Raw genomic sequence first — 13,226 nt, 5'->3', positions numbered from 1 at the left:
AGATGGAGTTTACGCAGGGAACTCCTACCGAGGGCCAGTGGTGAGGTGGAGGTGCGTGGCAGTGGGATCGATGTGGTATTCGTCAACGGCTCTGTCGGGGTGGAGAAGCCGACCGTGGTGGATGCGTTGGGGGAGTCGGAGGTTGAGGAGGGGGTGCCGCATGCGGTGATCGATCTGGATCAGATCAGGCGGTGTTGGCCCGCGCCGGAGAATGATCCGTTTCAGCTAGGGGTGGAGTTGCGGAATTTGGCGGCGACGGTGGGGAACTATGGGGACGCGGGGGCGGAGCAGATTGTGGTGGAGGAGTTGGGGGTAGTCGAGCGGTACCGGGAGGCGAACCAGGCGCGTGGAATGCTGCTGTGCCGGTTGGTGATTGATCCCCGGCTGGCTGAGAGGCGTTTGCAGGCAAGGCATGTGGGGGATCCGGAGGGGCTGGAGTGGCATTCGCGCAGGCACCGCGAGCCGGCCGATATCCTTGCGGGGGCGGGATTCGAAGAATTGGTGCTGAATGTCGGAACCCGAACGCCCAGGGAGCTGGCTGCCGAGATTCGGATAGCCGCTGGATGGTCGCAGGAACAGAGGCAGCAGGGGTTGCGCGGCACTGGCCGGGTCCATGGCATAGCTGTGACGGGGGAGTAGACCTGTCAACGTCGTGCGAATGTAGCGAGGCGGCGCGGATGTAACCGCACTTCCCGGCGCGGGGAACCGAACCAAGTACCCCTACCCGGTATTGTCGCCGTCGTGCACATTCGCGCTGTGCGGCTCTCGGACCGCAAGCCTGCCCAAGGGGTAATCGGCATCTCACGCACCGCTATCGCGTTGCTGGCGGTGCTGCTGCTCGGTGCACTGATGCTGAACTGTGCCGCACACGGCCATCGCGGGCACGAACATCCCGCCGTCCAGTTCACCGCGTCCTCGGTCGGTGAGATCACCTCACCGGTCATCGATCACGATGGCGAATCCTGCGGTTGGGCCGCGCACTGCCTGGTGAAGTCGCTGCCACCGACCGCGACCGAGCCGCTGCCACTCCAGCAAATGATCTGGGCAACAACCCTTCTCGCCGTGCTTCAGGCGATCGCGGTCCTGGCACGCGGCATGCGCGGCCCGCCCATGCGCAGAGTCGTAGCAGGCCGCGAAATACTCACTCACTTCTGTATCGCCCGACGCTGACAGGTAAGCGACAGGCCGACACCCGCGGTCGGTCGGTGTCCGCTGCCCTGCTCACCTGCGCGAAATCCGATACAGGAAGTGAATACTCATGAACAGGTTCGGCAATCTCATCGATGTCCCGAACGCGGCGCACCACCCGCATGCGCTCGTCGGCAATACCCCGGTGCTGCGGATCGGCGCCCCGTTCGCCCCGGCGGGCCGCGGATTCTGGGCGAAGCTGGAAGGTTTCAACCCCGGCGGGATGAAGGACCGACCGGCCCTGCATATGGTGGCGAGCGCGCGGCGGCGCGGAGAGTTGGCGCCGGGCGCACGGATAGTCGAATCGACCAGCGGCACACTTGGTTTGGGCTTGGCGCTGGCGGGGATGACCTATCGCCACCCGGTGAGCGTGGTTACCGATCCCGGACTCGAACCCATTGTCGCCCGTATGCTCACCGCCTTTGGTGCGCAAGTGGAGACGGTGACCGAACCCCACCCCACCGGCGGTTGGCAACAGGCCCGCCGCGAGCGCGTCGCCGAATTGCTCGCCCGCGAGGATACGGCCTGGTGCCCGGATCAATACGGCAACCCGGACAACTCCGAAGGTTACGCCCCACTGGCCATGGAACTGCTCGCCCAGTTGGGTCGCGTCGATGTCCTGGTCTGCGCGGTCGGCACCGGTGGACATTCCGCCGGGGTCGCTCGGGTCCTGCGCGAGGCCAATCCGGATCTGAAAGTGATAGGCGTGGACACGATTTCGTCCACCATCTTCGGTCAGCCCGCAGGACCGCGGCTGATGCGGGGTCTCGGGTCGAGCATTCATCCACGAAATGTGGACTACGAGATGTTCGCCGAGATCCACTGGGTGGCACCGGCGGAGGCGGTCTGGGCCTGCCGCGCCCTGGCCGCGACCCGGTACGCCACCGGTGGGTGGAGCGTCGGCGCCGTGGCGCTGGTCGCGGGTTGGGCGGCCCGCACCCACGACAGGGACACCAGGATCGCGGCGGTCTTCCCGGACGGCCCGCACCGCTACTTCGACACCGTCTACAACGACATCTACTGCGCCGCCAATGGTCTGCTCGATACCACCCCGCCGACCGAACCGGATCGCATCGCGCACCCGACCGAGCGGGTCGTGGACTCGTGGACCCGCTGCACCACTGTGCTCGACCCGCGCGGATTCGCGGCGGTCGGCCGGTGAACGCGCTGCGCGGCTTCCGCAGTTTCGATCGACCCGCCCGCCTGCTGATGATCAATCAGTTCGGCATCAACCTCGGCTTCTATCTGCTGATGCCCTACTTGGCCGGATATCTGGCAGGACCACTGGGATTGGCGAGTTGGGCGGTGGGACTGGTGCTCGGCGTGCGGAACTTCTCCCAGCAGGGCATGTTCCTGGTCGGCGGAACCCTCGCCGACCGGCTCGGCTACAAGCCGCTGATCGTCGCCGGATGCCTGTTGCGCACGGCGGGATTCGCGCTGCTGGCCTTCGCGACCTCGCTGCCTGCACTGCTCATCGCCTCGGCGGCAACGGGTTTCGCGGGCGCGCTGTTCAATCCGGCGGTCCGTGCGTACTTGGCCGCCGAATCGGGGGAGCAGCGGATCCAGGCATTCGCGATCTTCAATGTCTTCTATCAAGCGGGCATACTCGCAGGTCCGCTGGCGGGACTGGCCCTGATGACATTGGATTTCCGCATCACTGCCGCCGTCGCCGCGACTGTCTTCGCCGCGCTGACCATCGCCCAACTGTTCGCGCTGCCGGCGCGCGGCGGCACTTCGGAAAGGTCCTCGGTGCTGCGTGATTGGCGCACCGTGGCGGGCAATCGTCGGTTCATGGCCTTCGCGTTGGCGATGATCGGGTCGTATGTGCTGTCCTTCCAGGTGTATCTGGCCTTGCCACTGCAAGCCGAATGGGTGACCGACGCGCGGGCCTCGACCTCGGCGATCTTCGTGGTGTCCGGAATCGTCGCCATCGCCGGGCAATTGCGCATCACCGCCTGGTTCCGATCGCGCTGGGGCGTAGAGCGCGGACTCGTGGTCGGCACCGGGGTGCTGGCGGCGGCGTTCGGGCCGCTCGCGCTGCTGCCCGATGGTCGACCACTACCGGTTGCCCTTGCGGTGCTGCTGATTTCGGCCGCGATACTGGCGATCGGGACGGCCGCGGTATTCCCCTTCGAGATGGACACCGTTGTCTCTCTCTCGGGCAACAGGTTGGTGGCCACCCACTACGGCTTCTACAACACAGTGGTAGGTGTCGGCATTCTGATCGGAAACCTGGCCACCGGAGCCGTTTTCGACGTGGCGCGCACGGCCGGATGGGATCGCGCCGTGTGGATCGGACTGATTCTGATCGGACTCACCACGACAGTCGGCGTCGCCCGCGCGACCCGACAGCGCGATCTCGTGTCGAACTAGCGGTGAGTGCGGCGCGGGAACCCGCGCCGCACTCAGCCGACCGGATACCGCCGCAGCAGGTCCTCCGACCGTCCCGGTCTTGTCGCGACTGTCACCAGATCCTCGGCGACCTGCGCGATGACCTCACGTCCTTCGATCACCCCCGCCAGTTCAGGGGGCAGCGCCGCCTCCCCGTACCGTGCACCGAGCAGATTGCCCGCCACCGCGCCGGTGGAATCCGAATCACCCGAATGATTGACCGAAAGCAGCAGTGCGAGCCGCACATCCGCGGTCCGCGCGGCCACCAGCCCGCAATACACCGCGACCGCCAAACACTCCTCGGCCACCCACCCGAGCCCCACCGATTCAACCCGCTCCGGACTCGGCTCGTGCTCGGCCGCCCGCACCGCCCGCTCCAACGCCGCGAGGGTCTCCCCGCCATTGGGCATCGCGGCGAGCTGCCCGATCGTCACCGCCACCGCCTCGGACACTTCGGCCCCCGCGACCACCAGGTCGATGATCGCCGCGAACGCCCCCGCCGCGATGTAGCCGGTCGGATGGCCGTGCGTCAATTGCGCGGCCCGCCCGGCGGTTTCGAACGCCCACGCCGGTCCGGACCGCACCAGCCCGAACGCGGCCGACCGCATGACCGTCCCGCACCCCTTCGAGGTCGGATTGACCGACCCCTCCATCCCGAACCAACGCGGCGCCACATATCCGTGCTGCTGCCGAGTCAACCCGGACATGCACGCATTGCCCGGTGCGCGACTGGCATATAGGAACGGCTGACTCGCCAACCACCCGTCCGGCCGCGGATTCGGCCACTCCATCTGCTGGGTAGTGAGCCACCGCAGATAGGCGGCCCGCAGCGTCTGGATCGGATCCCCGTCGACCGGGCAGCGCAGCAACCCCTCCGCCGTGAACAAGGTCATCTGCGTGTCATCGGTGATCTGCCCGGCCACCCGCCCTACATATCCGGAAATCCCCGCCGTCCCATACGCTTCCCGAATCTGCGCCAAAGCCAGGAATTCGATCGGGTACCCCAGCGCGTCCCCGATCGCGCCCCCGACCAAACTCCCGCGAACCCGGTCCCGATACCGTGCGACTTCATCCACCCCCAGCATCATGCCACCCGCTCGAAGCGAAATTGGTCACTGCCAGGCCCGCACCAGCTCCTCAGGCCCCCAGTGCGCCGCCAACGGCAATTCTCGATCGACCCCGGCACGGGATACCGCGACCAAACCTGTCTCCAATCCCGTTCCGGGAACCGCGAGTACACCCCGCGCCAGTTCGTCATAGTCGTGTCGATCGAAGGAGCGATTCTCCAACCATTTGATCGATCCCACGAAATGCACTGCCCCCGCGACAGGTTCGCGGTCCGCGCCGATCAGGTCCAGTTCCGGGTTGTTCTGTCGATTCCACCAGCCGCCAACGACTTCGGTGTCGGGCCAGCGTTCGTCGGGCAGCAGACGCAGCAGCGATTCCCGGATCACCGGTTCCACCGCGCGTCCGCGCCACGTCGTCCACGAGCGTTCGATGCGCTTAAGGGCCAGATCGCCGCGTCCGCGTTCGATGAGCGGAATTCCGCGCTCCAGGAAGGCGAGCCAGAATCGGAGATAGGAATCGGCGATTCGGTAGCGCTTGTTCTTGCTGTCGGACTTGGTCGACAGCGGCAGATCCGCGGCCACAATTCGCTTGTCCTGCAAGGTGTTCAGCAAGGGGACGAGGGTTCCCGCCGCCAATGCGCCGGAACCGCCCGCATCGGCGGCGATGGCGCTGTAGGTGCGTTCACCGTTGCCGATCGCCTCCAGCACGGCGCGCGAACGCGAGTTCTCGGGAAACTCGCCGAGCAGTGACAATTCGCCCGCCACCAGCAGTGGCGAGAGCGGATTCGAGGTGGCGGCCCGCAGAAAATCCTTGCGGCTCATGCCCGGTTGCCAGGACTGCACTATCTCGGGGAATCCACCGGTGATCAGCAGCGCGTCTACCGCCTCGGCTGCCGGAAGATCCGTCATAGCCTGGACATCGGCCAAATGCAGCGGCCGGACTGTCATCTTCGTCGCCCGCCCGAAGAAGGGGCGGCCATGTGTTTGTAGTGCCTCCATGGTCGAGATATCACTGCCGACGAGGATCAACAACACCGGTTTGTTCGACAGGTGTCGATCCCACACCGTCTGGAGCGCCCCTTCGAACTCGGGATCCTGCTCGACCAGCCAGGGCACCTCATCGATGACCAGGACACCGGGAGTGTCATCGGCGGCTGCCACCGCGGCGGTGCGCAATGCCTGATTCCAGTCGGTCACCGAGATCCCTGCGACGAGCTCCGCCTCCCGCAGCGGTGAATGTGCCAATGTCGCAAGGAAATCTGCGCGTTCAGCGGTGGGATTGCGTCCACGAGTCGCCTGGAAGACCGCGTAGGGAACCTCGGCGCGATCACAGAACTCCTGGACCAGGCGCGACTTTCCCACCCGCCGCCGCCCGGTCATGATCACGGCCCGTCCCCGTGTCGCGCCGGTTCTCGTGGATATCAACTCCAACTGAGATCGCAGCAGGTCGAGGTCCGTCGCGCGCCCTTTGAACTCCATCGACCCTCCTTCTGTAAACATCGGCTTGATCTTACATAGAAACAATCTTAGTAAGATTGTACCGATGTTTACCTAGGGGCTGATTGGCGGGGAAGTCCCCGCGTAGATCAGGGTGTGCTCAATGAAACGACCTGGTCGGAGAGGGTGGGATTCAAGTCGGCGCGGACGAGAGCGGCGGCCAAGTCCGCGCAGTGACCGGGTGGGCTGAGGGCTGCCAGGCGGGTCGGATCGGTCGGGAGGTGCAGTCGGCCGGCGCCGCGTAGGGCGCGTTCGTCGAAGTGGGGGCGCACCCAGGTCCAGACATCCTGGACTTCGCGCAGAAAGATATCCGCACCGACCGGGCCGATGCCGTGGAACTGCTGCACTTCGGCGGCCAGCCGGCTCGGGTTCCGACCGGTCTTGCCCGCGAGCCTGCGCAGGTCGCCACGGTAGGCGTCGAGTATGTATGCGGCATTCGCCCCGAGGGCGGTGGCCGTGGACTCGTCATAGCGCCGAAAGTGGCCGCGTCCCAGTGCGTCGACAAGATCCTGCCAGGCGGCGGCGCGCACCCGCGCCGGCGTGCGATACCCGGAGCGAAACAGTTCGCGCGCGGCCGCCACCGCGATCCCGGCCGCGATCCGGTGGCTCAGCAGTTGTGTGAGCACCAACAGCTGGAATAGCGGAGCAGGTTTATCGGACAGGGTGATTCCGGCCTCGGCCGCATAGCCGGCGCCGGCCCGATCGAGCAGTGCCCGCACGATCGCCTGGTCGTCGCTCATGGTGCACCTGATTTCCTCGGGCTACCTGTCGGCTGACAGGTGCGGCTTGCGAAGCGCCCCGAATCCGCGCACGTCTAGTGGATATCCGCCGCACGGCGACACCAAACCGGGCCGCGCGAGGTCCGGCGGCCGCACCCCACGCGCTGCCGCCGCCCCGCGGATCGGTTCTAGAGCTTTTGCGTGCAGAAAGTGACCTTCGGATCGGGCACGGTGATCGCGCTGTCCGCATCCGAACCGCACAGATTCTCATCCGATTGACCATCGATCCGGCTGACCACCCGGAAACTGGCCTTCGACGGGGTGCATTCGGCGAACGTGTAGCCGGTCAGCATATTGTCCTTGTAGCAGGACCCCTGCTGGAAATTCGGCGCGAGACACAGGAAGGCGCGCGTCATGCCCTTCATCGTCTCCTCGTAGGAGGTGTAGTCGGCGGCGCATTCGGTCTTGGCCCCATAGACCTTCGCCACCTTGTAGACGGCCTTGGGGGAGGCGCAGTCCACCGGTTCGGTCTTCGAATCCACGATCGACCCCTCGATGACATTGATGCAGTCGCCGACCTTGGAGCGTCCGGTGTCGGACTTGCCGATATTGTTCACCGCCTCCTGCGCCGCCGAGCAGCCGGTCAGGGCCATCGACAGGGCCACAAGCACCATCGGGAGGGCGCGTCGCAGCCGCGTCGCACCCTTTCGCATCGATGTCATCCGCTTCGGATTCACGTACCTCTCCACCTCGCATACCACTTGGACTCCGACAACCCAACCTGGTCGAAGGCCGGGGAGCATCCGTGGAACCACGGGATTCGCTCGGCTCAACTCCGCCCTCGCTCCTACGAACGGCATCGCCAACAGCGCCCATTAGGCTTGGGCCGAGGGCCGTTCACGGGAAGGAGCGTGCGCATCGACCCGTTCGTCGGCCGAGCCCACGAGCTCACCACCCTGGACGCGGCATACCGCGAGCCGGGGTCGCGGGTTTTCCTGGTGGAGGGTCCCGCCGGGATCGGAAAGTCCCGGCTGCTCACCGAATTCGTGCGCCGGGCGCGCGGTCTGCGGACGATCTCGGTCGCGGCCACCGAATACGAGCAGTCCACTCCGCGTCACCTGCTGCTCGAAATCGCCTGCGCGCTCGAAGTCGAACCGGGTGTCGACACTCGGGACTCGGTGCGGCGGTTGCGGATCGCGCTCGGGTCGACGCCGACCGCGCTGGTCGTCGACGATGTGCACTGGGCGGACGCGCAATCGCTGCGAGTGCTGGCCGCGCTGCTGCCGCGACTACCCGAATCCGCCTGTGCGGTATTGGCGTATCGACAGGAGCAACTGCCCGCATTCGGGTCCGCGCTGCGCGAGGTGTCCTATATAGCGGTGCCGCCATTGACGGCCGCCGAGGCGAGCGCATTGCTGCCGGACGTCCCGCCCGCGCGGCGAGCGCGATTGATCGAGGCGGCCCACGGGAATCCGCTGTATCTGCAATTGTTGGCCGAACTCGCGCCCGAGGATCTGGATGCCGCGGTTCGAGCCGACGATCCGGCTTTGGGACGGGCCGACCACGCCGCGCTGGATCGCACGATCCGGGCCGAATTGGCGAATCTGCCGCCGCGCGAACGGCTGGTGGCGCAAGCGGCGGCGGTGTGCGGCGCTACCGACAATATCGAATTGCTTTGCGCCACAGCAGAAGTTGAGGCAACGGAGTTGAGTCCGGCCGTGGACGAGCTGGCGCGACGGGGCTGGATGACCGTCACCGGCGGGACGGTGGCCTTCCGGCATCCCCTCATCCGCACCGCCGCCTATCGCCTCGCCGGACCGGCTTGGCGGGCCGCCGCCCACGGTCGCGCCGCACGGATGCTGCGCGCCTCGGACGCCCCGCTGCTCACCCGCGCCCGCCATCTCGAGCACGCTTTGGGCGGTCGCGACCTACTCGCGTCGGCCGAACTGCTGCGGGCCGCCGAATACGCGCTTGCCACCGCGCCCGCGACGAGCGCGCGTTGGATCGACGCCGCGCTGCGTGCCACGCCATATCGGGACGAGACCGCCCAGATACTGCACGGGCAGGCGCTACTACTGTCCGGATCGGCGGACAAGGCACGCGAGGTGCTGGAACCGCTACTGCCGAATGATGATTCGAGTTCGCGGGCACCGACCGAAGGTGCGGAATCATCCGATGCCGCCGACCGCATTGATGCGGCTGAACGTCTCGAGCCTGCTGGTCGCGATGAGGTCGCTGAACCCGTCGACGTGGCTGATCCGCTAGACGGTCGCAAGGTCGCCGATCGCCTCGGCGCGGCCGAACGCGCCCCCGTGGCGGACCGGATCCAAGTCGCCGATCGCGTCCGAGCGACCGACGGCGCGGCCGCCCGCAGCGCGGCGGTGCTGCTCTACGCGCGATGCGAGCGAATCCTCGGACGGATCGACTGTGCCCGAGATCTCCTGGCCGGGGATATCGCTCGCCTCGGCGCGGGCGAAAGCGGTCCCGCGCAACTGGAATTGGCCATCCTCGAACTCCAAGACAACAATGACGACGCCGCAGGCGCGAGAATCGGATCACTATTCGAATCCGGCGCGGTCCGCGACCCTGCGATCCGTGCGGCCGCATTGACCCTGCGCAGCATGGGCCACCTGAACCGGCTCGAACTGGCCTCGGCGATAGCGGACTACCGCGCGGCGAAACGAGAATTCGCGCGCCTCACCGATACTCAACTGCTCGACGGCATCCACGCGATAGCGGCCCTGGGCTGGATGTCCTACTTCCTCGACGATCAGCGCACCGGCCGCGCCCATATCGAACGAGCCATCGACGTCGGCCGCCGTCGCGGCCACAGCTTCATCCTGCCCGAACTGCACGCGGTCCACGCGTACTGCCTGTCCAAGCTGGGCCACTACGAGCAGGCCATGGCCGCCGCCGAAGACGCGGCGGAAACGGCCGTGCTGTACGGATATCCGGGTGTCGCCCCGCTCGCAGGCGCGATGAAACTCCGCATTCTGGAGGAGACCGCTCCGCCCGAGGAGGTCATGGGCTGGTGGCGCACTCTCGACGCCCTACCGCGACCGGCGATGGGGTGGTGGCGCGCCGTGGTCGATGCCGCATTGGCCGAAGTCGCCAGCCGCTTCGGCAACGTATTTCCAGGTCAGGCACCGGAATTCGACCCGATGCCCCATGCGGCGCACCCCATGCAGGTCGTAGGATTCGCCGTCATCGCTTTCCGCACCGTGACGTTGGGCGACCTGGATGCGGCCGCCGCCATGGTGACATGGGCAACCGAGGCCGCCGACCAGTTGAACCTGCCGTGGCCGCAGGCCGAAGCCGCCAGGGCGCGAGCCGAATACCTCTGTGCGCGAGGTGATCTCGAAGGGGCGCAGCGCGCGATCGAAGTGGCGATCTCGGCCTACGCGCAGGCCGAGATGCCGGTCTTCCGCGCCAGAGCAATGTTGCCCGCCGCCCGGATAGCCGGGCAGCGCGGCGATTTCGCCACCGCGACGGCACTGATCGCCGCCGCGCGCACCGAATTCGCCGCGGTGGGCGCGCATCAGTTGATCAATGCCGCCACCGCTCTGCAACGCCGCCTGGCCGGACATCGAAGCGTCAGCGGCGCGACCACTTTGAGCGAACGCGAACGCGAGGTCGCCGAACTGGCCGCCGGTGGACTCAGCAACAAGGACATCGCAGGCCGGCTGTATCTGAGCCCGCGCACCGTCGAGGACCACCTCGGTCGAATCCTGCGCAAGCTCGGGCTGAAAGGTCGCGCGGGCATCGCGCACCGCCTGGCGGAACTTGACAGCGCCTGATTCACTCGCGGCCCAGACAGTGACGTTCGGATGCTTGGACAGGCGGACGGGAGCGCCCGCCGGACAGGTCTCGCCCGGCATCACGTGATTTCGGCGCACTTGACCCTCACCTCGCGTCAGGCTCGAAGCTGCTCCATGACCGAGATCTACAACGCCTTCGATATCAGCCCCGTCCCCACACCCGGCCCCGACGCCGTGCCGCCGGAGCTGTTCCGCGGCATCTACGGGATGCCGATGTAGGTCACGGTGCCCACAACCGATCTGGTCGCGTCGGCGGACCTCTGGATTCGCGGACTCGGGTCACCGAAGATGTCATGCCGCTCAGGTTGTCGCCCGCCGGTTGCACCACCCTTGCACCCGACTTGCGCCGTGTGCGGATCCGCTGCGGCCCAGCACATCTGCCGTGCCGTCGACGCTACCGCGCGAGGTACCGCTCGACCGTCGCGACCTTGGAATTCAAGGTGTCGGTATGACCGGGCCGAATATCGGCCTTGACGACAATGCTGCACCGCCCCGAAACCGCGAGCACCGCATCCGTCGCCGCCTTGATCACCCCCATCACCTCATCCCACTCACCCTCGATCTCGGTGAAACTGGCCGCCGTCCGATTGGGCAACCCGCTCTCGCGAATCACCCGAATCGCCGCCGCGACCTGCTCCCCGACATCCTCCCCGACACCTATCGGGGTAATCGAAAATGCTGCGAGCATATCCGCTCCTCCTCATTGGTTCGACCCGAAAATGGCTCCAGCACTACAGGGTATGTCGTATTCGCCGTCAAGCCCGTTCGGCGGTTTCGGGCCGGTCGGACAAGCCTAGGCGCAAGTGCTCGCTGTCCGGTGCTCGCGCGTCCGTTGGTGGTCCACACCGTGCGGCGTTTCGGGTTGTCCGCGCGAGGCCGTCGGGATCGTCGTCGGCGCGCGGATATCGAACGCCGCCTGGGACGCCTGCCGACCGATGCCGTGGTCGTCTGCTATGTCAAGGGCCTATTTATGTAGACTTTCCGCATGAGATGGGCTTTGACGAGCAAGTGCCCGTAGTCATGGAGGAGGATGGTTGTGCTACTGCGCTTTCGACTGGCCAACCATCGGTCGATCCGGGAGGAACACGAGCTGTCATTGATCGGCACGGAGTTCAACGAGGGCACCGCCCGCAAGACCGGGTTGAGCAGCAAGGGGCGGCCCGTGACCGCGTTGCCGGTCGCGGGTGTGTTCGGGGCGAACGCCTCCGGCAAGTCGAACCTGCTCAGCGGGTTGCGCTTCATGCGCAGCGCCGTCCGGGATTCGGTGACCGAATGGGCGAAGGATCCAGGTGTTGTTCCCCGGGAACCTTTCAAACTCGACCCTCGACGTCGAGAAGACACCTCCCTCTTCGAGACCGATCTACTGCTCGGTGCCGAATCCGTCAGATACACCTACGGTTTCGAGCTGTCGGACGATCGCGTCGAAGCGGAGTGGCTGCACGCGTATCCCCAAGGGAAACGGCAAGTTTGGTTCGATCGAGACGCTGCGCGGGCCGACGAAGGCGGGGATGAGTTCGTCTTCCGAGGAACAGGATTTCGGGGGCGCAGTGCGGATTTGGTGGCCTTCACCCGGTCCAACGCGCTGTTCCTGTCGGTCGGCGCGACACTCAATGACCCGCAACTCTCCGCGATTCACCGTTGGTTCAGCGATAACCTCCGTTTGGTCACTCCGGGCGCTGACATTGCCTCTCGCGCGCGATCGACCCAGCATCTTCTCACCGATGCCAAGGAATCGCCGAAGTTCGCCGAGGACATCATCCGTATGCTGTCGATCGCGGACCTCGGAGTGACCGGAGCCGACATAGACCGTGAAACAAAGACCATTCGACTGCGACACCGCGCGACAGCCGACAGTGACGTGGCGCTCGACTTCCTGTGTGAGGAGTCGCTCGGAACGCACGCGTGGTTCGCATTCCTGGGGCCATTGCTGAAAGCGCTCGACGCCGGGGCAGTGCTGCTCGTGGACGAACTCGACTCCAGTCTGCACCCGACACTGGCAGCCGAGGTCGTGCGGATCTTCCAGGACCGGGACGCCAATCCCAAAGGCGCACAGTTGATCTTCACAACCCATGACGCAACGCTGCTGGGCAGTCCGGTCCTGGATCGTCCCCTCGACCGGGATCAGATCTGGATAACCACAAAGCAGCCATCGGGCGAAACCGAACTGTACCCCTTGATCGATGCCAAACCCCGACCTGACGAAAACCTGGAGCGCGGCTATCTACGCGGACGCTACGGCGGAATCCCTCGCCTCGCGACCGGCAAACTCCCTCGCGAACGATCCCGGCAACTGGCCGCCAGGAGGTCGCAGTGAGCACCCGAAGTGGCAAGCGACACAAGGGTTCTCCGTCACGGCGGCGTGGCACGCAACATGATGCCCGCCCGCTGGAGCGCAGGCCGGGTCGAGATCGCCGCGGGCGGGTCATCTTTATCGCATGCGAGGGCGAGCAAACCGAGCCGGATTACCTGAACTCCTGCATTTCCAGCATTTCACGGGCGCACAGCGCGGCAGCAGCGCCACGATCGTTGAGCGACTGCGGAATTCG

The 13,226-nt window shown here is 66.1% G+C and carries 11 protein-coding genes; 6 read left to right on the top strand and 5 right to left on the bottom strand.

Translation table 11 applies throughout. From position 1 onward, the window contains the following. The first annotated feature begins 45 nt into the window (after positions 1 to 45). From D5S18_RS17395 to D5S18_RS17380, 4 genes are all read left to right on the top strand, one after another. Positions 46 to 639, top strand: coding sequence for a hypothetical protein (locus D5S18_RS17395; protein WP_147403982.1), 594 nt, complete (start codon positions 46 to 48; stop codon positions 637 to 639). Positions 640 to 741: 102 nt separating this feature from the next. Continuing rightward, positions 742 to 1,170 (top strand): putative copper homeostasis (lipo)protein LpqS, encoded by a 429-nt coding sequence (lpqS, locus tag D5S18_RS17390; protein WP_120042016.1) that lies wholly within the window; start codon positions 742 to 744, stop codon positions 1,168 to 1,170. An 88-nt stretch (positions 1,171 to 1,258) separates the two neighbouring features. After that, positions 1,259 to 2,350, top strand: coding sequence for a PLP-dependent cysteine synthase family protein (locus D5S18_RS17385; protein ID WP_120042015.1), 1,092 nt, complete (start codon positions 1,259 to 1,261; stop codon positions 2,348 to 2,350). Between the two features lie 47 nt (positions 2,351 to 2,397). Then, positions 2,398 to 3,561 (top strand): MFS transporter, encoded by a 1,164-nt coding sequence (locus D5S18_RS17380; RefSeq protein ID WP_120042222.1) that lies wholly within the window; start codon positions 2,398 to 2,400, stop codon positions 3,559 to 3,561. Between the two features lie 32 nt (positions 3,562 to 3,593). On the opposite strand, the gene D5S18_RS17375 is transcribed toward D5S18_RS17380, so the two are convergent. The 4 genes from D5S18_RS17375 to D5S18_RS34900 all read right to left on the bottom strand — a co-directional run bounded on the left by D5S18_RS17375 (position 3,594) and on the right by D5S18_RS34900 (position 7,575). Continuing rightward, positions 3,594 to 4,655: an ADP-ribosylglycohydrolase family protein gene (locus tag D5S18_RS17375; protein ID WP_239003818.1), complete on the bottom strand. Its 1,062-nt coding sequence runs from the start codon at positions 4,653 to 4,655 to the stop codon at positions 3,594 to 3,596. Positions 4,656 to 4,691: 36 nt separating this feature from the next. Next, on the bottom strand, positions 4,692 to 6,125 hold the full coding sequence (locus tag D5S18_RS17370) for an ATP-binding protein (RefSeq protein ID WP_120042013.1): 1,434 nt from the start codon (positions 6,123 to 6,125) through the stop codon (positions 4,692 to 4,694). Positions 6,126 to 6,232: 107 nt separating this feature from the next. Further along, the gene (locus D5S18_RS17365; RefSeq protein WP_120042012.1) at positions 6,233 to 6,883 is read right to left on the bottom strand and encodes an endonuclease; all 651 of its coding nucleotides are present in this window, start codon (positions 6,881 to 6,883) and stop codon (positions 6,233 to 6,235) included. Positions 6,884 to 7,050: 167 nt separating this feature from the next. Then, a complete protein-coding gene (locus tag D5S18_RS34900; protein WP_158607893.1) occupies positions 7,051 to 7,575 on the bottom strand; it encodes an LppU/SCO3897 family protein in 525 nt (174 codons plus the stop codon). Between the two features lie 198 nt (positions 7,576 to 7,773). Between D5S18_RS34900 and D5S18_RS17360 the strand changes: the two genes are divergently transcribed. Further along, positions 7,774 to 10,659 carry a helix-turn-helix transcriptional regulator gene (locus D5S18_RS17360; RefSeq protein WP_158607892.1) on the top strand — a complete coding sequence of 962 codons (2,886 nt, stop codon included), beginning with the start codon at positions 7,774 to 7,776 and terminating at the stop codon, positions 10,657 to 10,659. Between the two features lie 415 nt (positions 10,660 to 11,074). Here the strand turns inward: D5S18_RS17360 and D5S18_RS17350 are convergent, their stop codons facing one another. After that, positions 11,075 to 11,368, bottom strand: coding sequence for an MTH1187 family thiamine-binding protein (locus D5S18_RS17350; protein ID WP_120042010.1), 294 nt, complete (start codon positions 11,366 to 11,368; stop codon positions 11,075 to 11,077). Between the two features lie 483 nt (positions 11,369 to 11,851). Here D5S18_RS17350 and D5S18_RS17345 point away from each other — a divergent pair, with 483 nt between their 5' ends. Beyond that, on the top strand, positions 11,852 to 12,994 hold the full coding sequence (locus tag D5S18_RS17345; RefSeq protein WP_203236777.1) for an AAA family ATPase: 1,143 nt from the start codon (positions 11,852 to 11,854) through the stop codon (positions 12,992 to 12,994). Positions 12,995 to 13,226: the final 232 nt, after the last annotated feature.

Origin of the sequence: Nocardia panacis (assembly GCF_003598715.1) — a bacterium.
Taxonomy (GTDB): Bacteria; Actinomycetota; Actinomycetes; order Mycobacteriales; family Mycobacteriaceae; genus Nocardia; species Nocardia panacis.
This window is presented reverse-complemented; position numbering and strand designations above follow the sequence as displayed.